Annotated in this window: 16 protein-coding genes and 1 tRNA gene; 1 reads left to right on the forward strand and 16 read right to left on the reverse strand. The window is 68.7% G+C overall.

Features of this window, described 5'->3' with window-relative positions:
• Positions 1–102: 102 nt before the first annotated feature.
• From ACTWQJ_RS02970 to ACTWQJ_RS03020, 11 genes are all read right to left on the reverse strand, one after another.
• On the reverse strand, positions 103–2,058 hold the full coding sequence (locus ACTWQJ_RS02970; RefSeq protein WP_443305047.1) for a TIGR03960 family B12-binding radical SAM protein: 1,956 nt from the start codon (positions 2,056–2,058) through the stop codon (positions 103–105).
• 69 nt (positions 2,059–2,127) lie between these two features.
• Positions 2,128–3,630 carry a CYTH and CHAD domain-containing protein gene (locus ACTWQJ_RS02975; RefSeq protein WP_443305048.1) on the reverse strand — a complete coding sequence of 501 codons (1,503 nt, stop codon included), beginning with the start codon at positions 3,628–3,630 and terminating at the stop codon, positions 2,128–2,130.
• 66 nt (positions 3,631–3,696) lie between these two features.
• Positions 3,697–4,896 carry a rod shape-determining protein RodA gene (rodA, locus tag ACTWQJ_RS02980; protein WP_443305049.1) on the reverse strand — a complete coding sequence of 400 codons (1,200 nt, stop codon included), beginning with the start codon at positions 4,894–4,896 and terminating at the stop codon, positions 3,697–3,699.
• Complete coding sequence (mrdA, locus tag ACTWQJ_RS02985; RefSeq protein WP_443305050.1) at positions 4,893–7,148, reverse strand: penicillin-binding protein 2; 2,256 nt, start codon at positions 7,146–7,148, stop codon at positions 4,893–4,895. Before mrdA ends, rodA begins: the two co-directional genes overlap by 4 nt.
• A gap of 82 nt (positions 7,149–7,230) precedes the next feature.
• The gene (gene mreD, locus ACTWQJ_RS02990) at positions 7,231–7,908 is read right to left on the reverse strand and encodes a rod shape-determining protein MreD (protein WP_443305051.1); all 678 of its coding nucleotides are present in this window, start codon (positions 7,906–7,908) and stop codon (positions 7,231–7,233) included.
• Positions 7,909–7,922: 14 nt separating this feature from the next.
• Positions 7,923–8,885, reverse strand: a complete 963-nt coding sequence (gene mreC, locus ACTWQJ_RS02995; RefSeq protein WP_443305052.1) for a rod shape-determining protein MreC — start codon at positions 8,883–8,885, stop codon at positions 7,923–7,925.
• A gap of 164 nt (positions 8,886–9,049) precedes the next feature.
• A complete protein-coding gene (locus ACTWQJ_RS03000) occupies positions 9,050–10,069 on the reverse strand; it encodes a rod shape-determining protein (RefSeq protein WP_129802332.1) in 1,020 nt (339 codons plus the stop codon).
• Between the two features lie 324 nt (positions 10,070–10,393).
• On the reverse strand, positions 10,394–10,807 hold the full coding sequence (ndk, locus tag ACTWQJ_RS03005) for a nucleoside-diphosphate kinase (protein WP_129802331.1): 414 nt from the start codon (positions 10,805–10,807) through the stop codon (positions 10,394–10,396).
• A gap of 68 nt (positions 10,808–10,875) precedes the next feature.
• On the reverse strand, positions 10,876–11,229 hold the full coding sequence (locus ACTWQJ_RS03010; RefSeq protein WP_385510384.1) for a DUF4233 domain-containing protein: 354 nt from the start codon (positions 11,227–11,229) through the stop codon (positions 10,876–10,878).
• A 5-nt stretch (positions 11,230–11,234) separates the two neighbouring features.
• The gene (gene folC / locus ACTWQJ_RS03015; RefSeq protein WP_443305053.1) at positions 11,235–12,755 is read right to left on the reverse strand and encodes a bifunctional tetrahydrofolate synthase/dihydrofolate synthase; all 1,521 of its coding nucleotides are present in this window, start codon (positions 12,753–12,755) and stop codon (positions 11,235–11,237) included.
• A 209-nt stretch (positions 12,756–12,964) separates the two neighbouring features.
• Complete coding sequence (locus tag ACTWQJ_RS03020; RefSeq protein WP_443305054.1) at positions 12,965–15,589, reverse strand: valine--tRNA ligase; 2,625 nt, start codon at positions 15,587–15,589, stop codon at positions 12,965–12,967.
• 136 nt (positions 15,590–15,725) lie between these two features.
• On the opposite strand from ACTWQJ_RS03020, the gene ACTWQJ_RS03025 reads away from it, so the two are divergent.
• A complete protein-coding gene (locus tag ACTWQJ_RS03025) occupies positions 15,726–16,688 on the forward strand; it encodes a hypothetical protein (RefSeq protein ID WP_443305055.1) in 963 nt (320 codons plus the stop codon).
• A 74-nt stretch (positions 16,689–16,762) separates the two neighbouring features.
• Here ACTWQJ_RS03025 and clpX read toward each other — a convergent pair whose 3' ends face one another.
• From clpX to ACTWQJ_RS03050, 5 genes are all read right to left on the reverse strand, one after another.
• Entirely contained in the window at positions 16,763–18,049 is a 1,287-nt protein-coding gene (gene clpX / locus ACTWQJ_RS03030; protein ID WP_129802327.1) for an ATP-dependent Clp protease ATP-binding subunit ClpX, read from the reverse strand.
• A gap of 192 nt (positions 18,050–18,241) precedes the next feature.
• A complete protein-coding gene (locus ACTWQJ_RS03035; protein WP_129802326.1) occupies positions 18,242–18,922 on the reverse strand; it encodes an ATP-dependent Clp protease proteolytic subunit in 681 nt (226 codons plus the stop codon).
• 77 nt (positions 18,923–18,999) lie between these two features.
• Positions 19,000–19,611 (reverse strand): ATP-dependent Clp protease proteolytic subunit, encoded by a 612-nt coding sequence (locus tag ACTWQJ_RS03040; protein ID WP_165396475.1) that lies wholly within the window; start codon positions 19,609–19,611, stop codon positions 19,000–19,002.
• A 349-nt stretch (positions 19,612–19,960) separates the two neighbouring features.
• On the reverse strand, positions 19,961–21,346 hold the full coding sequence (gene tig, locus ACTWQJ_RS03045) for a trigger factor (RefSeq protein ID WP_443305056.1): 1,386 nt from the start codon (positions 21,344–21,346) through the stop codon (positions 19,961–19,963).
• Positions 21,347–21,516: 170 nt separating this feature from the next.
• Positions 21,517–21,593, reverse strand: a tRNA-Pro gene (locus tag ACTWQJ_RS03050).
• Between the last annotated feature and the right edge of the window lie 20 nt (positions 21,594–21,613).

Below are 21,613 nucleotides of genomic sequence, written 5' to 3' on the forward strand. Positions count from 1 at the left end.
GGGAGGGCTGCTGCCGGCCCAGGGGTACCTCGGCCGGCCGACGGGGCTGAGCCCGGCCGCTGTCACAGCCGGGCAATCACCCGAACGAGTGCCTCGCTCACCTCAGTGCGAGTGCCCGCTAGGAGCAGGGGCCGCGTTCTTGACCGCAAGAGGCAGCAGCTTCTTCCCGGTCGGCCCGATTTGTATAGAAGTATCCATCTGCGGACACACCCCACAGTCGAAGCAGGGCGTCCACCGGCAGTCCTCGACCTCCGTCTCGTCGAGGGCGTCCTGCCAGTCCTCCCACAGCCAGTCCTTGTCCAGCCCCGAATCCAGGTGGTCCCAGGGCAGGACCTCCTCGTAGGTGCGCTCGCGCGTGGTGTACCAGTCGACGTCGACGCCGAAGGGGGCCAGCGCCTTCTCCGCGCAGTTCATCCAGCGGTCGTAGGAGAAGTGCTCGCGCCAGCCGTCGAAGCGGCCGCCGTCGTCGTAGACCGCGCGGATGATCGCGCCCACCCGCCGGTCACCCCGCGACAGCAGGCCCTCGACGATGCCGGGCTTGCCGTCGTGGTAGCGGAAGCCGATGGAGCGGCCGTACTTCTTGTCGCCGCGGATCTTGTCGCGGAGCTTCTCCAGGCGGGTGTCGGTCTCCTCCGCGGACAGCTGCGGCGCCCACTGGAACGGGGTGTGGGGCTTCGGGACGAACCCGCCGATCGAGACCGTGCAGCGGATGTCGTTCGAGCGGGAGACCTCGCGGCCCTTCGCGATCACCTTCGTCGCCATGTCGGCGATCTGCAGCACGTCCTCGTCGGTCTCGGTCGGCAGACCGCACATGAAGTACAGCTTCACCTGGCGCCAGCCGTTGCCGTACGCCGTGGCGACGGTCCGGATGAGGTCTTCTTCCGAGACCATCTTGTTGATGACCTTGCGGATGCGTTCCGAGCCGCCCTCCGGGGCGAAGGTCAGACCGGAGCGGCGGCCGTTGCGGGTCAGCTCGTTCGCCAGGTCGATGTTGAAGGCGTCCACGCGGGTCGACGGGAGGGACAGGCCGATCTTGTCCTCCTCGTAGCGGTCGGCAAGGCCCTTGGCGATGTCGCCGATCTCGCTGTGGTCCGCGGAGGACAGCGACAGCAGGCCGACCTCCTCGAAGCCGGTCGCCTTCAGGCCCTTGTCGACCATCTCGCCGATGCCCGTGATGGAGCGCTCGCGCACCGGGCGGGTGATCATGCCGGCCTGGCAGAAGCGGCAGCCACGCGTGCAGCCGCGGAAGATCTCCACCGACATCCGCTCGTGGACCGTCTCGGCCAGCGGGACGAGGGGCTGCTTGGGGTACGGCCACTCGTCGAGGTCCATCACGGTGTGCTTGGACACGCGCCACGGGACACCCGACTTGTTCGGTACGACGCGGGCGATCCGGCCGTCGGGGAGGTATTCGACGTCGTAGAAACCGGGGACGTACACCCCGCCGGTCTTCGCCAGCCGGAACAGCAGCTCCTCGCGGCCTCCCGGGCGGCCCTCGGCCTTCCAGGCGCGGACGAGCTCGGTGACCTCCAGGACGGCCTGCTCGCCGTCGCCGATCACCGCACAGTCGATGAAGTCGGCGATCGGCTCGGGGTTGAAGGCCGCGTGGCCGCCGGCCATGACGATCGGGTCGTCGACGGTGCGGTCCTTCGCCTCCAGCGGGATGCCGGCGAGGTCCAGGGCGGTGAGCATGTTCGTGTAGCCCAGCTCCGTGGAGAAGCTGATGCCGAGCACGTCGAAGGCCTTCACCGGCCGGTGACTGTCCACGGTGAACTGCGGGACGCCGTGCTCCCGCATCAGCGCCTCGAGGTCCGGCCACACGCTGTAGGTCCGCTCGGCGAGGACGCCCTCGCGCTCGTTGAGGACCTCGTAGAGGATCATGACGCCCTGGTTGGGCAGACCGACCTCGTACGCGTCCGGGTACATGAGCGCCCAGCGGACATCACAGGCGTCCCAGTCCTTGACGGTGGAGTTGAGCTCTCCACCGACGTACTGGATCGGCTTCTGCACATGCGGGAGCAGGGCTTCGAGCTGCGGGAAAACCGACTCGACAGACATCGTGGGACTTTCGTGAGCTGACAGGGGTGACCATCAAGCGTAACGCGGCCGGGCCCCTCGCCCGTACGCTCAGACCCCCGCCCCGCCCTTCATCCGCTCCCACGCTCCCGGCAGCTCCTCCTCCACCGCCGTGGCCCGCTGCTCCTCCCTGCCGTACAGCACGCCGTACGTGAACGAGCTCTCCCCGGCAGCGTGTGCCTGGTCGGCGAGCTCCTTGAGGGCCTCCCGGCTCATCACGCTGTCCTGGTGCTCCCCGAGCAGGCCCTGCAGCTCCTTCATGGACGAGACCAGCAGGGACGCCGGCCGGCCGAGTGCAGGGACCGCCGCCTCCGCCGCGTACCGGGCCCGCTTGGCCTTCTTGCGGGCCTCGTGCAGCGCCAGGTCGCGATCGTGCCCGGGAGGTGTGGCGAGGCCCTGCTCGACCAGCCCCGACACCGCGTCGAAGGCCTCGTGCACGGCGTCGGCGACCACCTTCGACGGCTTTCCGGCCGCCCCCTTGCGCAGCGGCGGGTCGGTGATCAGGGCGTCCAGCGTGGCCAGCAGCGCCAGATACCGCGGGCCGTCGAGGACGTCGATGATCCGCCGCCGGGAGTCTCCGCGCCGGGACTGCGACCAGCTGTGCAGCCGCTCGCGCACCGGTGCGGTGACCAGGGCGGGCTGCAGTTCCCCGAGGATGGCGGTGAGCCGCTCGGCGAGCACCTCCTGGTCACGGCCGGCGCCCAGCTCGCCCGCGAGCCACTTCAGTTCCTCGCCGACGGGGTCGGTGACGGTACGGTCGAGGACTTTCCGGTACGTCCTGAAGGTGCTGCGCATCCGCCGGGTGGCGACCCGCATGCGGTGCACCGAGTCCTCCACGTCCCGGCGTACGGCCGGATCGAGCTCGACGATGGCGTCCCGCTGGGCCCGCAGATACGCCAGGACATGGTCACCGGCGGTGACGGGCGCGGTGCGGTCCGCCGTCCGGCGCTTCTTCTTCCCGCCGGTCTCCTCCAGGGCCCGGGCCAGCTTCGACGCCGACCGGGAGGGCCGCACGCCGGCCTTGCGGAGCCGCTTGTCGACCTTGTCGAGGAACGCCGGGTCACCCCCGTCGGCGAGCTCGACCTCGATCTCGGTCCACTCCGCTGCGCCGCCGCGTGCGGTGAGCCGTTCGGCTCGTACGGCGTCCACGCTGACCTCGGCGAGCAGTCGTCCGTCGGCGTCCACGAGATGGCGTACGTCCCGGGCCGACCGCAACCGCACCAGCGGCTCCAGCTCTGCGTCGCGTACCCGGGAGCGGACGAGCCCGGCCAGGGCGGAGGGCACCTGGTCGGAGAGCGGCGCCTGGATCTCGTCCCGTACATCGGCCGCGACCGGGAACTTCAGATGCCAGCCGGCGTCCGAGCCGCCGGTGCGGCGGCGCAGGGTGATCGAGGACGCGGCCAGGCGCTGGTCGGCGGTGTCGTAGTAGGTGGCGTCCAGTTCGGCGAGGCCCTTGTCGATGACGGCCGCCACCCCGGCGACACCGGTCAGGTCGGGCAGCCCGCTGTCGTCGGACTCGTACTTGCGCTCGATCTCACGCTTCGTATCCGCCATGACCTGAATCTAGTGGGAGTCGGGGTCTGACGGCAGAGCAAGCACCGGGTTAATACGGGAGAAACGTCACGCGGACAACGGGCGTTGTATCCGGATCGACTGCAGCAGTCCCACCGCCACCCACACCGCGAACATCGACGAACCGCCGTACGACACGAACGGCAGGGGCAGACCGGTCACCGGCATGATGCCGAGCGTCATGCCGATGTTCTCGAAGGACTGGAAGGCGAACCAGGCCACGATCCCGGCGGCGACGGTGGTGCCGTACAACTCGGTGGAGTCGAGGGCGATCCGGCATGCCCGCCACAGCACCACGCCGAGCAGCAGGATGATGAGCCCGCCGCCGAGGAAGCCCAGTTCCTCGCCGGCGACGGTGAAGACGAAGTCGGTCTGCTGTTCCGGCACGAACTGTCCGGTCGTCTGCGAGCCCTGGAACAGGCCCGACCCGGTCAGCCCGCCCGAACCGATCGCGATGCGCGCCTGGTTGGTGTTGTAGCCGACGCCCGCGGGGTCGAGGTCCGGGTTGGCGAAGGCCGCGAAGCGGTTGATCTGGTAGTCGTCGAGGATGTGCAGCTGCCAGACGGCGATCGCACCGATCGTGCCCGCGCCCAGCAGCCCGAACACCCACCGGTTGGATGCGCCGGACGCGAGCAGGACGCCCAGCACGATCACGGCCATGACCATGACGGACCCGAGGTCGGGCATCAGCATCACGATCAGCATCGGCACGGTGGCCAGGCCCAGTGCCTGGACGACCGTGCGGTGGTCGGGGTGCTGCCGGTCGCCCGCGTCCACCCGGGCCGCCAGCAGCATCGCCATGCCGAGGATGATCGTGACCTTCACGAACTCCGACGGCTGGAGCGAGAAGCCGCCGCCGATCTGGATCCATGAGTGGGCGCCGTTGACCGTGGTGCCCAGCGGGGTGAGCACCAGCAGCACCAGGAAGACCGACGCGCCGTACAGGATCGGCACGGCGGTGCGCAGTGTCCGGTGGCCGAGCCAGACCGTGCCGATCATCAGCGCGAAGCCGATGCCGGTGTTCAGCAGGTGCCGGATCAGGAAGTAGTACGGGTCGCCCTGGTTGATCTCGGTGCGGTTGCGGGTCGCCGAGTACACCAGGACCGAGCCGATCAGCGACAGCGCGATCGCGGCCAGCAGTATCGGCCAGTCGAGCCGCCGGGCCAGCGAGTCACGGGCGAACAGCCGTGTCCAGCCGGCCCGTTCGGGCCCGTATCCGGAGACCTGAAAGCTGTTCGCGCCCGTCATGTGAGCATCCTCCGGCGTCCCCTGCGGCCCTGCCGCCTGCGCGTGTCGCGATTGCCCGTGGTCGGCGTCTGCACGGTGGCCGCGGTCTGCACCTCACCGTCGGCGTCCTCGGGCGCCTTCTGGCTGGCCTGCTGTTCCTTCGCCGGATCCTCGGAGATCTTCGGCGCGGTGATCGAGCCGTCCGTGTGGATCTTCGGCAGGGCCTTCTGCGGGGTGGGCAGCAGGGCGTTCTTCTTGTTGATGGTGCCGTCGTCGGAGACGCCATACAGCGCGTCGTAGATGTTGCGCACGGCCGGGCCCGAGGCGCCGGAACCCGTACCACCCTGGGAGATCGTCATGACGATCGCGTAGTCGTCGGTGTACGTGGCGAACCACGAGGTCGTCTGCTTGCCGTAGACCTCCGCGGTACCGGTCTTGGCGTGCATCGGGATCTTGTCCTGCGGCCAGCCGACATCCGCGAACCGCCAGGCGGCGGTACCGCGGGTGGCGACGCCCTCGAGTGCCTTGTCCATCTGCGCGAGCGTCTGCCGGGTGACCGGCAGCCTGCCGTGCGACTCGGGCTCGATCTGCGAGACCTGCTTGCCGTCGGCACTGACGACGGCCTTGCCGACGGTCGGGTCGTACAGGGTGCCACCGTTGGCGATGGCCGCGTAGACCGTGGCCATCTGAATCGGCGTCACAAGGGTGTCACCCTGGCCGATCGAGTAGTTGATCTCGTCACCGGCGCGCATCTTGTTGCCCTCGAGGCAGTTCTCGTAGGCGATCTGCTCGACGTAGTCGCCGTCCTTCTTGCCCGTCTTGCACCAGGCGTCCTTGTTGGCCTCCCAGTACTGCTGCTTCCACTGGCGGTCGGGGACCCGGCCGGTGACCTCGTTGGGCAGGTCGATACCGGTCTCCTTGCCGAGGCCGAACTGGTGGGCGGCCCTGTAGAACCAGTCCTTCGGCTTGCCCTTGGGGTTGATGCCGCCGTCCTTCTTCCACTCGCTGTGGGCGAGCTGGTAGTAGACAGTGTCGCAGGAGACCTCGAGGGCGCGGCCGAGGTCGATCGGGCCGTGGTTCTGGGACTCGAAGTTCTTGAAGACCTGGCCGCCGACCGAGTACGCGCTGGAGCAGTTGTAGCGGCCGTCGAAGGCGTAGCCGGCCTGGACGGCGGCCGCGGTGGAGACCACCTTGAAGATCGAGCCGGGTGCGGCCTGACCCTGTATGGCCCGGTTGAGCAGCGGGTAGTTGGACTTCTTCCCGGTGAGGTTCGCGTAGTCCTTGGCGGAGATGCCGCCGACCCAGGCGTTGGGGTCGTACGTCGGGTTGGAGGCCATGGCGACGATGCGGCCGGTCTTCGCCTCCATCACCACGACGGCGCCGGAGTCGGCCTTGTACCGCTCGTTGGTGTTGCGGTCCCACTCCTTGCGGGCGGCCTTCATCGCCTCGTTCAGCTCGTACTCGGCGACCCGCTGCACGCGTGCATCGATACTGGTGACCAGGTTGGAGCCGGGCTCGGCGGCGTCGGACTCGGCCTGCCCGATGACCCGGCCGAGGTTGTCGACCTCGTAGCGGGTGACGCCGGCCTTGCCGCGCAACTCCTTGTCGTACTGCCGCTCCAGGCCCGACCGGCCGACCTGGTCGGAGCGCAGATACGGCGATTCGCTGTCCTTGGCCTGCTGGATCTCGTCGTCGGTGACCGGGGAGAGGTAGCCGAGCACCTGGGCGGTGTTGGCCTCGCCGGGGCTCGGGTAGCGGCGTACGGCCTGCGGTTCGGCGGTGATGCCGGGGAAGTCCTCGGCGCGTTCACGGATCTGCAGGGCCTGGCGCGGGGTGGCCTCGTCGGTGATGGGGATCGGCTGGTACGGCGAGCCGTTCCAGCACGGCTGCGGCGTCTGCGCGTCGCACAGCCGCACCTTCGCCATGACCTCCTTGGGCTGCATGCCCAGCACACCGGCCAGCTTGGTGAGGACGCCCTGGCCGTCGTCCTTCATCTTCAGCAGTTCGGTACGGGAGGCGGAGACCACGAGCCGGGTCTCGTTGTCGGCGAGCGGCACGCCGCGCGCGTCCAGGATCGAGCCGCGTACAGCGGGCTGGACGACCTGCTGGACGTGGTTGCCGGACGCCTCCTTGGCGTAGGCCTCGCCCTCGCGGATCTGGAGGTACCACAGCCGGCCGCCGAGCGTGGCGAGGAGGGAGAGGACGAGAACCTGGATGACGATGAGCCGGGTCTGGACCCGTGGGGTCCGGCCGGTCTCGGGGATATTGGTCACTGCGGCTGCTCCCCCTCTCAGTGTGTGTACGAGTGATATACGACGAAGCTGTGAGCCCCGGCGGTCGCCGACTCCCCTGCGTTCACAGCCGCTTGACCCCCTTGATACGCCCGGCCCGGGCCACCCGCGACCGTGCCGCCTTCACCTTCAGCCCACCGAGGCCGCCGCGTTGGCTGCCGATGCGCAGGCCGGTGCCGGAGGAGAGCCAGCCGGAGGAGATGTCGGTCGCCTTGGACGCCGAGCCGGACTCCAGCGGGTCGTTCTCGGCGCGCCGGGCCAGCGCCATGATGCCGGGGACGACGAAGGGGGCCAGCAGCAGGTCGTACAGGGCCGCCGTGAACAGCAGGCTCGGCAGGCCGACATGGCGGGCGGCGGTGTCGCCGACGAGGGCGCCGACCCCGGCGTACAGCAGCGTGCTGCCGATCGCGGCGGCGACCACGACCGCCATCGGTGCGGTGGCCGACTTCACCTGGCCGTTCTCCGGCTTCACCAGGCCGGCCAGATAGCCGATGACGCACAGCACCAGCGCATAGCGGCCGGCGGCGTGGTCGGCGGGCGGGGCCAGATCGGCGAGGAGCCCGGCGCCGAAGCCGATGAGGGCGCCGCCGACATGGCCGTAGACCAGGGCGAGGCCCAGCACGGTGAGCAGCATCAGGTCGGGGACGGCACCCGGCAGATGGAGGCGGGCGAGGACGCTCACCTGGATCACCAGGGCGACGACGACCAGGGCGGAGGAGAGCAGGATCCTGTTGAAACGCATGAGTTCAGCTCCCCCTACTGGTCTTGCTCTTGCTGGGACTGCCCGTCGGTGGGCTCCTCGGCGTCTTCCGCGCCCGGGGTCACCGTCACCGTCACGGTGGGCGTCGGCGTGGGCCGGGGCTTGGCCGGGAGCACCGTGTCGCGCGGGTCCTTCTCGGGGGCCTGGACGACGACTCCGACGACGTCGAGCTTGGTGAAGCTGACGTACGGCGTGACGTACAGGGTGCGGGTCAGGTCGCCGCCGGAGGGATCGACGCGGTAGACGACGCCCACGGGCACCCCGGGCACGAACGGCTTGTCGGCCTGCGAGCCGAAGGTGACCAGGCGGTCACCCTTCTTGATCCGGGCCTTGCCGTTGAGGAGTTCGACGCGCAGCGGGCGGTCGCCCTGCCCGGAGGCGAAGCCGAGCTCGTCGCTGCCCTCCATCCGCGTGCCGACGGTGAAGTCGGGGTCGCTGGCGAGCAGGACGGTCGCGGTGTTCGGGCCGACGGTGGTCACCCGGCCGACCAGGCCGTCGCCGTTGAGGACGGTCATGTCGCGCTGGATGCCGTCGTTCGCGCCGACATCGATGGTGATGGTCCAGGAGAAGCCCTGCGCGGCTCCTATGGCGATGACTTCGGCGCCCTTGATGCCGTACTGGCCGGCGCCCGCGACCTTCAGCATCTTGTCGAGCTGCTGCAGCCGGCTGCGATTGCGGTCGTCGCTGCCGAGTCTGGCCTTGAGGGCCGCGTTCTCCCGCTCCAACTCGGCGAGCCGGTCGTGCCGCTCGCCGGAGTCGCGGATCGCGGCGATCGCGTTGCCCACCGGGTCGACCGCGGAGGACACCCCGTTCTCGATCGGGCCGAAGACCGTGGCCGCGGCCTGTCGGGCACCGTCGACCGGTGAATCCTCCCCGCCGCGGATGTCCACCGTGATCAGTGCGAACGCAATGGCGATCAGCAGCACCAGGAGCAGCCGGCTCTCTCGTGTGTCCCTCACGTGCGGCGGCCGTGCCCTTCCTCATAGGAATCCGGGAAATCGGGTGAGCCCGAAGGGAATCCCCAGGGAAACCCGCGGGCTGTTTTGTGGCAGCTTATGCCTCTATATCAACGATCCGCCGTACGAGAGGGAATCATCTCGTACGGCGGAGTCGAAGAGTTACGTCATCTGCGCGGCTGGGCGTCCAGGACCTGCTGGAGCGCCTCGAACTCCTCGACGCACTTGCCGGAACCGAGCGCCACGCTGTCCAGCGGGTCCTCGGCGATGTGGATCGGCATACCGGTCTCGTGGCGCAACCGCTCGTCCAGGCCGCGCAGCAGGGCACCCCCGCCGGTCAGCACGATTCCGCGGTCCATGATGTCGCCGGACAGCTCCGGCGGACACTTGTCGAGCGTCGTCTTCACCGCGTCCACGATCGCGTTGACGGGCTCCTCGATCGCCTTGCGTACTTCGGCGGCCGAGATGACGACGGTCTTGGGCAGTCCGGACACGAGGTCCCGGCCGCGGATTTCGGTGTGCTCGTCGGAGTCGAGTTCGTACGCCGAACCGATCGTGATCTTGATCTGCTCGGCCGTGCGCTCACCCAGCAGGAGCGAGTACTCCTTCTTGATGTGCTGGATGATCGCGTTGTCCAGCTCGTCGCCCGCGACGCGGATGGACTGGGCGGTGACGATACCGCCGAGGGAGATGACCGCGACCTCCGTGGTGCCGCCGCCGATGTCCACCACCATGTTGCCCGTGGCCTCGTGGACCGGCAGGCCGGAGCCGATGGCGGCGGCCATGGGCTCCTCGATGATGTGCACCTGGCGGGCGCCGGCCTGGGACGACGCCTCGATGACGGCACGGCGCTCGACGCCCGTGATGCCCGACGGCACACAGACGACGACCCGTGGACGAGCCAGATACCGCCGCTTGTGGATCTTCAGGATGAAGTAGCGGAGCATCCGCTCGGTGATCTCGAAGTCGGCGATCACGCCGTCCTTCAGTGGACGTACGGCAACGATGTTGCCCGGCGTGCGCCCGATCATCTTCTTGGCTTCGGCACCGACCGCGAGGATGCCACCGGTGTTGGTGTTGATCGCGACGACGGACGGCTCGTTGAGTACGATCCCGCGACCCCTGACGTACACCAGCGTGTTGGCGGTCCCGAGGTCGACAGCCATGTCACGGCCGATGAACGACATTGAGTTCCCCATCAGGATTCGTCTGGCCTTCCCACAGAGCTTTTGAGGGCTTTTCAGGTCGGCGAAGTGGGTTGCTGTGACGTGAAGGCTTCCATCGTAGACGCGCCTCCCCGCACACTGCGCGAGGGTCTTCGCCATTGTCGGCAGATGGCGTGTCGCCTCGCTTGTGGAGACGGGCCATCGGGGGCACTCGTTCCCCCGATCGGCACGGATATGCCGGAGGACGGCCGGAAGTGCGCGGCCGTCCCAGGTCAGGTGGTTGGGAAAGGTGACGGCCCATCAGAAGGACCCTCGGTGAATGCGTTCCGCTTCTACGGTGACCGGTCAGGCGCGACCGGGGAAGAAGATCTTCACCTCGCGTTCCGCGGACTCCTCGGAGTCGGAGGCGTGGATGAGGTTCTCACGGACGATCACGCCGTAGTCACCGCGGATGGAACCGGGCGCCGCGGCGATCGGGTCGGTCGGACCGGCCAGCGCGCGCAGGCCCTCGATGACCCGCTCGCCCTCGACGATCATCGCCACGACCGGGCCCGAGGCCATGAACTCCACCAATGGCTCGTAGAAGGGCTTGCCCTTGTGCTCGCCGTAGTGCTGCTCCAGCGTCTCCTGGTCCAGGGTGCGCAGCTCCAGCGCGGTGATCTGCCAGCCGGCCTTGCGCTCGATACGGCTGATGATCTCGCCGGTCAGGCCGCGACGGACGGCGTCGGGCTTGAGCAGGACGAGGGTCCGCTGGGTCACGACGGGCTCCTTCGAAGGAAAAGGTGTGCGGGGTGGAGATGAGGCTACAGGGCTGGTCCCGGCGCCTGTTACGCAGCGTCAGCCGAAGAGCCGGCCTGGGCCGCGAATCGTGCCTTGGCCTCGTCGATCTTCCTGCCGTAGTGCACCGACGCCCACCACAGCGCGGCGAACATCGCACCCATGAAGAACATGGTCGGGACGACGAAACCGGAGGCGATCAGACCGATCTGCAGGGCCCAGCCGAGGGCCACGCCGCCCGGCCGGGTGACCAGACCGCACAGCAGCAGACACAGGAACATCGCGATGCCGCTGACCGTCCAGACCGTCGACATCGACAGGTCGGGGTCCTTCATCGCGACCAACCCGGCGAAGCCGATGACGAAGAACTCGCCGATCAGGGTCGAAGCACAGAGCGTACGCACGAGAGTCAGCCCCTCCCCAGGAGCAGTCGGGCCTCGCCGACGGTGATGACGGAGCCGGTCACGAGCACGCCGCCGCCCGCGAACTCGCCCTCCTCCTCGGCCAGGGTGATCGCGGCCTCCAGCGCGTCCGGCAGCCGCGGCTCGACCTGGACGCGGTCCTCGCCGAACACCTCGACGGCGATCGCGGCCAGCTCGTCGGCGTCCATCGCGCGATGGCTGGAGTTCTGTGTGACGACGACCTCGGCGAAGACCGGCTCGAAGGCCTCCAGCAGCCCGCGTGCGTTCTTGTCGCCGCTCGCGCCCACGACCCCGATGAGCCGGCTGAACTGGAAGGCCTCCCCGATCGCCGTGGCGGCCGCGCGGGCCCCCGCCGGATTGTGCGCGGCGTCCAGCACGACGGTCGGCGATCGCCGGACGACCTCCAGCCGCCCCGGCGAGGCGACTGCCGCGAACGCCTTGCGCACCGTGTCGATGTCGAGGGGCTCGGCCCGCTGGGCGCCCACTCCGAAGAAGGCCTCGACGGCGGCGAGCGCGACGGCGGCGTTGTGCGCCTGGTGGGCACCGTGCAGCGGCAGATACACCTCGGTGTACTCACCGCCGAGCCCGCGCAGGGTGACGAGCTGCCCGCCGACGGCGACCTGCCGGTCCACCACCCCGAACTCGAGCCCCTCCCGCGCCACGGTCGCATCGACCTCGACGGCCTTCTTCAGCAGCACCTGCGCCGCGTCCACCGGCTGCTGCGCCATGATCACGGTCGAGCCGGGCTTCACGATCCCGGCCTTCTCGGCGGCGATCTCACCGGGCGTGGCACCGAGCCGGTCGGTGTGGTCGAGGTCGATGGGGGTGACGACGGCGACGTCCCCGTCGATGACGTTGGTGGCGTCCCAGCTGCCACCCATCCCGACCTCCACGACGGCCACATCGACGGGCGCGTCGGCGAAGGCGGCGTACGCCATGCCGGTCAGCACCTCGAAGAAGGACAGCCGGAACTCCTGCTGGGCGTCGACCATCTCGATGTACGGCTTGATGTCGTGGTACGTCTCGATGAACCGCTCGGCGGAGACCGGCGCCCCGTCGAGGCTGATCCGCTCGGTGACGGACTGCACGTGTGGGGACGTGTACCGCCCGGTACGCAGCTCGAAGGCGCCCAGCAGGGCCTCGATCATGCGGGCGGTGGAGGTCTTGCCGTTGGTGCCGGTGATGTGAATGGAGGGGTACGACCGCTGCGGCTCGCCCAGGACGTCCATCAGCGCGGAGATCCGGCTGACGGAGGGCTCCAGCTTGGTCTCGCCCCAGCGCGTGGCGAGCTCCGCCTCGACCTCCCGCAGCGCCTTGTCGACCTCGGGATCCTCCGGCCGCCCCGGCACATCGGCCTCCGGCGGCCCACCCTGCGTCCGCAGGGTCCGGCTACCGGCCTCGATCACGGCGAGATCGGGGTCACGCTCGGTCTCGGCGGCAATGATCTCGTCAAACGCCTCAACGGGATCGGGCTGCTCGCTACTGTCATCCGGGGGGAGCTCACTCACGAAGCCAGTCTACGTACCTCGCTGCGGGCGATCGTGCCGCCGTCGATCCGCGGGCAATCGTGCCTTAAGGGCCTGGGGGGGACCCCCAGGGCGGCACGGGTGGGCGCGGGCGGCACCCCATCAGCGCCGGGCTGCGCAACGCCCCCACCCAGCACCAGGCCCCCGGAACCAACCGGCTCCGGGGGCCTGCACCGACGTAAAACCACCACCTACGCCGAAGGCAACCGCTCCAGCTGCGCCTGAATCCGCGCAATATCCTCATCGGCCTTGGCCAGCCGCCCCCGAATCTTGTCCACGACATGATCCGGCGCCTTGGCCAGAAACGCCTCGTTCCCCAGCTTCGCCGTGGCCTGCGCCTTCTCCTTCTCCGCAGCGGCAAGATCCTTCGCCAGCCGCTTCCGCTCCGCGGCGACATCGATCGCCCCGGAGAGATCCAGCGCGACCTCAACCCCCGCCACCGGCAGCGTCGCGGTCGCCGCGAACCCCTCACCCTCCGGCTGGAGCCGCAGCAGCGACCGAATCGCAGCCTCGTGCGGAGCCAGCGCCGTACCGTCGAGCGACAGCCGTGCCGGCACCCGCTGCCCCGGCTGCAGCCCCTGGTCCGCCCGGAAGCGCCGCACCTCGGTGATGACGGACTGCAGCGTCTCGATCTCCCGCTCGGCGTCGGCGTCCCGGAACCCGCTGTCCGTGGGCCACTCGGCGATGACCACCGACTCCCCGCCGGTCAGCGTGGTCCACAGCGTCTCCGTCACGAACGGAACGACCGGGTGCAGCAGCCGCAGCATGACGTCCAGGACCTCACCCAGGACCCGCTTGCCGACCTCGGCCGCCTCGCCACCCGCCGCGAACGTCGTCTTGGACAGCTCGACGTACCAGTCGAACACCTCGTCCCACGCGAAGTGGAACAACGCGTCGGACAGCTTCGCGAACTGGTAGTCCTCGTAGTACGCGTCGACCTCGGCGACCACCGAGTTCAGTCGCGACAGAATCCACCGGTCCGTCGACGACATCTTCGACGCGTCCGGCAGCGGACCCTCCACCGTCGCGCCGTTCATCAGCGCGAAGCGCGTGGCGTTCCAGATCTTGTTGGCGAAGTTCCGGGACCCCTGGACCCAGTCCTCACCGATCGGGACGTCGACGCCGGGGTTGGCACCGCGCACGAGGGTGAACCGGAGCGCATCGCTGCCGTACTTGTCCATCCAGTCCAGCGGGTTGACGACGTTCCCGAAGGACTTCGACATCTTCTTGCCGTTCTGGTCACGGACCATGCCGTGCAGGGCGATGGTGTGGAACGGCGGGGTGCCGTCCATCGCGTACAGCCCGAACATCATCATGCGGGCGACCCAGAAGAAGAGGATGTCGTAGCCGGTGACCAGGACGGAGTTCGGGTAGAACTTCGCGAGGCTCTCGGTCTGCTCCGGCCAGCCGAGCGTGGAGAACGGCCACAGGCCGGACGAGAACCAGGTGTCGAGGACGTCGGAGTCCTGCCGCCAGCCCTCACCGCTCGGCGGCTCCTCGTCGGGACCGACACAGACGACCTCGCCATCGGGCCCGTACCAGACCGGAATCCGGTGTCCCCACCACAACTGCCGCGAGATGCACCAGTCGTGGAGGTTGTCGACCCAGTCGAAGTACCGCTTCTCCATCTCCTGCGGGTGGATGGTGACCTTGCCCTCGCGGACCGCGTCACCTGCGGCCTTGGCGAGCGGCCCGACCTTGACCCACCACTGCATGGAGAGCCTGGGCTCGATCGTGGTCTTGCAGCGCGAGCAGTGGCCGACGGAGTGGACGTACGGCCGCTTCTCGGCGACGATCCGGCCCTCGGCGCGCAGCGCGGCGACGATCGCGGAGCGGGCCTCGAGCCGGTCCAGGCCCTGGAAGGGGCCGTGGGCGGTGATGACGGCGTGCTCGTCCATGATCGTGACGGCCGGCAGGTCGTGCCGCTGGCCGATCTCGAAGTCGTTCGGGTCGTGTGCCGGGGTGACCTTGACGGCACCCGTGCCGAACTCGGGGTCGACGTGCTCGTCCGCGACGACCGGGATGGAACGGCCGGTCAGCGGCAGCTTGATGAGCTTGCCCACGAGGTGCCGGTACCGCTCGTCGTCGGGGTGGACGGCGACCGCCGTGTCACCGAGCATCGTCTCGGCACGGGTGGTGGCGACGACGATGGTGTCGTCCCCGTCCCCGTACTTCATGGAGACCAGCTCGCCGTCGTCGTCCTGGTACTCGACCTCGATGTCGGAAATGGCGGTGAGGCACCGGGGACACCAGTTGATGATGCGCTCGGCACGGTAGATCAGCTCGTCGTCGTAGAGCCGCTTGAAGATGGTCTGAACGGCCTTGGACAAGCCCTCGTCCATGGTGAACCGCTCACGCGACCACGCGACACCGTCGCCGAGGCGCCGCATCTGCCCGGAGATCTGCCCACCGGACTCGGCCTTCCACTGCCAGACCCGCTCGACGAAGGCCTCGCGTCCCAGGTCGTGCCGGGACTTGCCCTCCTTCGCGAGCTCCCGCTCGACGACGTTCTGCGTGGCGATACCGGCGTGGTCCATGCCGGGCTGCCACAGCGTCTCGTACCCCTGCATCCGCTTGCGGCGCGTGAGGGTGTCGATGAGGGTGTGCTCGAAGGCGTGCCCCAGGTGCAGGCTGCCCGTGACGTTCGGCGGCGGGATGACGACGGTGAACGGCGGCTTGTCGCTCTTCGCGTCCGCCTCGAAGTAACCCCGCTCCACCCAGCGCTCGTACAGCGTCCCCTCTACCTCGGCCGGCGCGTACTGGGTCGGCAGTTCGGTCGTGGGCGCTGGTGGCTGCTGCTGAGCGTTCTCGGTCACGGGCTCAGTTTAGGGGTGTCGCGGGCGTGTCCCGAAACTCGATTTCTCTGTAACGGTGCGACCCCCGATGCGATGCGTGCGCTGTGTCTGCGCCAGGATGTCAGGAACACATAAGCATCTGGAGGGGAACCCAGTAATGAGCTACAACCAGCCGGGCCCGTACGGCGGGCAGCCCCAGCAGCCCGGACCGTACGGCCAGCCGGGTCCGTACGGCCAGCAGCCGCAGGCTCCGCAGCCCGGCTACGGCTACCCTCAGCAGCCCGCCCCGCCGCAGCCCGGCTACGGCTACCCCCAGCAGCCCCCGCAGGGCGTCCCGCCCCAGCAGCCCCCGTACGGCCAGCAGCCTCCCTACGGCCAGGCCCCGTACGGCGCCCCGATGCCCCCGGCCCCGAGCGGCGGCAAGAAGAAGACGGGCCTCATCATCGGCGCGGTGGCGGTCGTGGCGGCGATCGGCGTCGGAGCGTACTTCGTGATCGGCGGAGGCGGCGGCGCAGGCGGCCTGGAGGACGACGGCCCGCACAAGCTGACGACGCCGGCGACGGCGCTCACCGAGTACAAGCGGGTCGGCGAGGGCAACCAGGTCAGCGACTCCGACACCGCGGAGGACATGGAGAAGAGCGGCGTCAAGAGCGGTACGGCCGTCGTCGGGCAGTGGTCGACCGCCGACTTCAGCAACTACGACCCGCAGGACCCCTCCACCATTCCCGACCAGTCCGAGCTGCTGACCGCCAAGGGCTTCACCATGGTGGGCGGTTACGGCGAGATCGCCGACCCCCAGACCACCCTGGACAAGTTCTTCGCCTCCATCCAGAAGGAGGTCAAGGAGTCCTCCTCAGGTGACTCGAACACCATGCAGAACGCGGAGCTGGTCGGCGAGCCGGAGGAGGTCGAGATCGACGGCGCGGTCGCCAAGTGCCAGTCGACCAAGAGCACCAACGCGCTCACCAAGAAGGAGTCGACCGACTGGTTCTGCGCCTGGGCCGACTACAGCACGGTCGCCATGGTCTCGCCCGGCGACAACAACGGCACGGGTGTCGGCAAGGACACCGCGATCGACATCACCACCAAGCTGCGCGAGCAGGTCCGCGTCAAGGCCTGACACCAGCTCAACGCCGAAGGGGCCCCGGTCGGTTGACCGGGGCCCCTTCGCTTGTCTGCTCTGCTGCTGCGGCGTTACGCCGACTTCTGCTCGCCCGTCCCCCGCCCCCGCGCATCCCGCGGGATCAGGGTCGGGTTGACGTTGGAGTGGACGACGTCCGCCGTGATGACGACCCTCGCGACGTCCTTCCGCGAGGGCACCTCGTACATCACGGACATGAGGACTTCCTCCATGATGGCGCGCAGGCCTCGCGCGCCGGTCTGGCGGAGGATGGCCTGGTCGGCGATGGCCTCCAGGGCCTCGCGTTCGAAGTCCAGTTCCACGCCGTCGAGTTCGAAGAGGCGTTGGTACTGCTTCACCAGGGCGTTGCGCGGCTCGACCAGGATCTTGAGCAGGGCCTCACGGTCGAGGTTGTGGACGGAGGTGATGACGGGGAGGCGGCCGATGAACTCGGGGATCATGCCGAACTTGACCAGGTCCTCCGGCATGACGTCCTCGAACTGGTCCTTGGCCTCCAGTTCCCGCTTCGAGCGGATCGTCGCGCCGAAGCCGATGCCCTTCGCGCCCGCCCGGGACTCGATGATCTTCTCCAGACCGGCGAAGGCGCCGCCCACGATGAACAGGACGTTCGTCGTGTCGATCTGGATGAACTCCTGGTGGGGGTGCTTGCGGCCGCCCTGGGGCGGGACCGAGGCCGTGGTGCCCTCGAGGATCTTCAGGAGCGCCTGCTGAACTCCCTCGCCGCTCACATCCCTGGTGATCGACGGGTTTTCGCTCTTTCGGGCCACCTTGTCGATCTCGTCGATGTAGATGATGCCCGTCTCGGCCTTCTTGACGTCGTAGTCCGCCGCCTGGATCAGCTTCAGCAGAATGTTCTCGACGTCCTCGCCGACATAGCCGGCCTCCGTCAGCGCCGTGGCGTCGGCGATCGCGAACGGGACGTTCAGCATGCGGGCCAGGGTCTGGGCGAGGAGGGTCTTGCCGGAGCCCGTGGGGCCCAGCAGCAGGATGTTGGACTTCGCCAGCTCGATGGCGTCGTCGCGGCCCTGGGCGCCGCCGTTCTCACCGGCCTGGACACGCTTGTAGTGGTTGTACACCGCGACGGAGAGGGCCTTCTTGGCGGGCTCCTGGCCGACGACGTACCCCTCGAGGAACTCGTAGATCTCGCGCGGCTTCGGCAGCTCCTCCCAGCGCACCTCGCTGGTCTCCGCGAGCTCTTCCTCGATGATCTCGTTGCAGAGATCGATGCACTCGTCGCAGATGTACACACCGGGGCCTGCGATGAGCTTCTTGACCTGCTTCTGGCTCTTGCCGCAGAACGAGCACTTGAGCAGATCGCCGCCGTCACCGATGCGTGCCACGGTGTGCTTCCCCTTCGCCTGGGAGACGCCTGGACGCGATGAGTCCAGCGGCTCCTGGTGCTGCCTTATGTCCGACGGTACCTTGCCGAGCCCCCCGTTCGGGCCCCCCTTGGCACGGTTCACTTTGACGTGCACCTTGCGATGCACGGTGACACAGCGCGCCAAGGGGCGGCAGACGATACAGGATCCGCGTCAGCGGACCGACTCGTTGTTCATCTTGCGCGTGGAGATGATCTGGTCGATCAGACCGTACGCCAGCGCGTCCTCGGCGGTGAGGATCTTGTCGCGCTCGATGTCCTCACGGATCTTGTCGATCGACTGGGTGGAGTGCTTGGCCAGCATCTCCTCCAGCTGCGAGCGCATCCGCAGGATCTCGTTCGCGGCGATCTCCAGGTCGGACACCTGGCCACGGCCGGTCTCGCTGTACGGCTGGTGGATCAGCACACGCGCGTTCGGCAGCGCCATGCGCTTGCCGGGCGTGCCGGCGGCCAGCAGGACGGCGGCGGCGGAGGCCGCCTGGCCCATGCAGACCGTCTGGATGTCCGGCTTCACGAACTGCATCGTGTCGTAGATCGCCGTCAGCGCGGTGAAGGAGCCGCCGGGGCTGTTGATGTAGACCGAGATGTCCCGGTCGGGGTCCATCGACTCAAGGCACAGCAGCTGCGCCATGACGTCGTTGGCGGAGGCGTCGTCGATCTGGACGCCCAGGAAGATCACGCGCTCCTCGAAGAGCTTCGCGTACGGGTCGTACTCGCGAATGCCCTGGGAGGTGCGCTCGACAAAGCGCGGGATGACATAGCGGGACTCGGCCGCAGGGCCGGTGTACTCGGCACGCGTACGGTCGTAGAGGCCGCTGCCGGGGAAGTCGTTCACGGTGTCTCCTGAAGGGGGGCTGGAGCGGTGGCTGGGGGCTGGAAGGGACGCGGGGGCCTTGCGGGCCCGAGCGGCCCTTAGGAGCCGCCTCCGGTGCCGCCGCCGCCCGGCATGTGGGCCGCCGTTGCGATCACGTCGTCGATGAGGCCGTACTCCTTGGCCTCATGGGCGTCGAACCAGCGGTCGCGGTCCGAGTCGCGGGTGATCTGCTCGACCGACTGGCCGGTGTGCAGGGCCGTGAGCTCGGCCATGCGCTTCTTGGTGTGCAGCAGCCGCTCGGCGTGGATCTTGATGTCCGAGGCCGAGCCGGCCAGGCCGGCGGACGGCTGGTGGATCAGGATCTCGGCATTGGGCAGGGCGAAGCGCTTGCCGGGAGTGCCCGCGCTGAGCAGGAACTGCCCCATCGAGGCCGCGAGACCCATGGCGATCGTCACCACGTCGTTCTTGATGAACTGCATCGTGTCGTAGATCGCCATACCGGCCGTGATCGATCCGCCGGGGCTGTTGATGTAGAGGTTGATGTCCTTGTCCGGGTCCGCGGCAAGGAGCAGCAGCTGTGCGGTGATCTTGTTCGCGATGTCGTCGTCGACCGGCTGGCCGAGGAAGATGATTCGCTCGTTGAGCAGCCGGTTGTAGACCTGGTCGCCGAGGCCACCACCGATGGAAGGCTCGCCGGCGGCGGAGGGCATCAGATTCGTCACGTAATCCACCTGCTCGTCTTACGACGGCGCCGGGCCGTCTCACGTTTCCCTGCGGGGCTGGAGCCGCGGAGACTCCCCTCCCCTCGTATTCATGGACCCTAACGCGCGGGTCCCTTCGGGGAATCCCGCGAAGGGGGGTGTTCGCCGGGGGCGTAGCGCCGTGGTGACTCCGTGGTGGGCGGCTGCGGGCCCGTCGTGGCCGTTCGCGCCCACCCGGCGGAGCCGCATATCGACACCGCCCCGCGCCCTTGAAGGGGCACTGTCCACCGTACGACGAAGGGGCCCGGGGCGCGTGATGCTCCCCAGGCCCCTCGTACGACGTTCAGGCGCCGTGGGCTCAGCCCTCGGTCTTCTCCTCGGCCTCGGCCTCGGCCGTGCCCTCGACCGTCTCGGTGGCGGCCTCGGCCTCGTCCTCGTCCTCCAGGTCCACGATCTCGCCGTTCGTGTCCTTGACGGTCGCGGCCTCGACGACGACGGCCAGGGCCTTGCCGCGGGCGACCTCGCCGACCAGGAGCGGGACCTGGCCCTGCTCGACGACGGCCTGCGCGAACTGGTCGGGGGACATGCCGGAGGAGGCCGCGCGCCGCATGAGGTGCTCGGTGAGCTCCTCCTGGTTGACGTTGAGCTTCTCCTGCTTGACGAGCTCGTCGAGCACGAACTGGGTCTTGATGCCCTTGACCGCGGCCTCGCGGGTCTCGGTCTCGAACTCCTCGGCGGTCTTGCCCTGGAGCTCCAGGTACTTGTCGAGGGTCAGACCCATCTGGGCGAGCTGGTGGTGCTCGAGGTTGTGCTTACGGGTGTTGACCTCGTCCTCGAGCAGCTTCTCGGGGACGGGGACCTCGACCAGCTCGAGCAGCTTCTCCAGGACGCGCTCCTGGGCCTGCGTGGCCTGGTCGAACTGCTTCATGTTCTCCAGGCGCTTGCGGCTGTCGGCCTTCAGCTCCTCGAGGGTGTCGAACTCGGAGGCGAGCTGAGCGAAGTCGTCGTCCAGCTCGGGCAGCTCGCGCGCGGCGACCTGGCTGACCTTGACGGTGACCTCGGCCTCCTGGCCGGCCGCGGAGCCGCCCTTGAGCTCGGAGGTGAAGGTGGCCTCGCCACCGGCCTCCAGGCCCTTCACGGCGTCGTCGATGCCGTCGAGCAGCTCGCCGGAGCCGATGGTGTACGAGACACCCTCGGCGACGCCGTCCTCGAGGACCTCGCCGCCGACCTTGGCCTCCAGGTCGATCGTGACGACGTCGCCGTCCTCGGCGGCGCGCTCGACCGGGGAGGTGGAGGCGAAGCGCTCACGCAGCTCCTCGACCGCCTTGTCGACGTCCTCCTCGCTGACCTCGACGGCGTCGACCTCGACCTCGATGCCGGAGTAGTCCGGGATCTCGATGGCCGGGCGGATGTCGACCTCGGCGGTGAAGTTCAGCGTCTCGCCGTCCTTCAGCTCGGTGATGTCGACCTCGGGCTGGCCCAGCACGTCGATCTCGGCCTCGTTGACCGCCTCCGTGTAGAACTTCGGAAGCGCGTCGTTGACGGCCTCCTCCAGCACGGCGCCACGGCCGAACCGCTGGTCGATGACCCGGGCCGGGATCTTGCCCTTGCGGAAGCCCTTCACCGTGACCTGCTGGTTGATCTTCTTGTACGCCGCGTCGAGGCTGTCCTTGAGCTCCTCGAAGGGCACCTCGACAGTGAGCCGAACCCGGGTCGGGTTCAGGTTCTCCACGGCGCTCTTCACGGTTCGGTCTCCTTGTGGCTGACTTCTCGGGTTCTGCCGGGACCCGACGGGTCCGGCGGATGTGGCCGCCCGGAGGACTATCAGTGATGAGACACACGGGCGTGCAGCTTGCATAGTAACGGCAGCGGCTACACGACCCAAAAGGCGATCACGCAAAGTGATCGGATGGGTGGTCGGGGTGGCGGGATTTGAACCCACGGCCTTCCGCTCCCAAAGCGGACGCGCTACCAAGCTGCGCCACACCCCGTCTGGTGCGACACGTAGGGT

This window comes from Streptomyces sp. KR55, assembly GCF_052245645.1.
Taxonomy (GTDB): domain Bacteria; phylum Actinomycetota; class Actinomycetes; order Streptomycetales; family Streptomycetaceae; genus Streptomyces; species Streptomyces flavusporus.

Excerpts from the sequence above, each read along its gene's own strand:
- ACTWQJ_RS02970 (WP_443305047.1), bottom strand. The coding sequence starts at position 2,058 with ATGTCTGTCGAGTCGGTTTTCCCGCAGCTCGAAGCCCTGCTCCCGCAT.
- ACTWQJ_RS02975 (WP_443305048.1), bottom strand. The coding sequence starts at position 3,630 with ATGGCGGATACGAAGCGTGAGATCGAGCGCAAGTACGAGTCCGACGAC.
- rodA (WP_443305049.1), bottom strand. The coding sequence starts at position 4,896 with ATGACGGGCGCGAACAGCTTTCAGGTCTCCGGATACGGGCCCGAACGG.
- mreD (WP_443305051.1), bottom strand. The coding sequence starts at position 7,908 with ATGCGTTTCAACAGGATCCTGCTCTCCTCCGCCCTGGTCGTCGTCGCC.
- ACTWQJ_RS03000 (WP_129802332.1), bottom strand. The coding sequence starts at position 10,069 with ATGTCGTTCATCGGCCGTGACATGGCTGTCGACCTCGGGACCGCCAAC.
- ACTWQJ_RS03025 (WP_443305055.1), top strand. The coding sequence starts at position 15,726 with ATGAGCTACAACCAGCCGGGCCCGTACGGCGGGCAGCCCCAGCAGCCC.
- ACTWQJ_RS03040 (WP_165396475.1), bottom strand. The coding sequence starts at position 19,611 with ATGCCCTCCGCCGCCGGCGAGCCTTCCATCGGTGGTGGCCTCGGCGAC.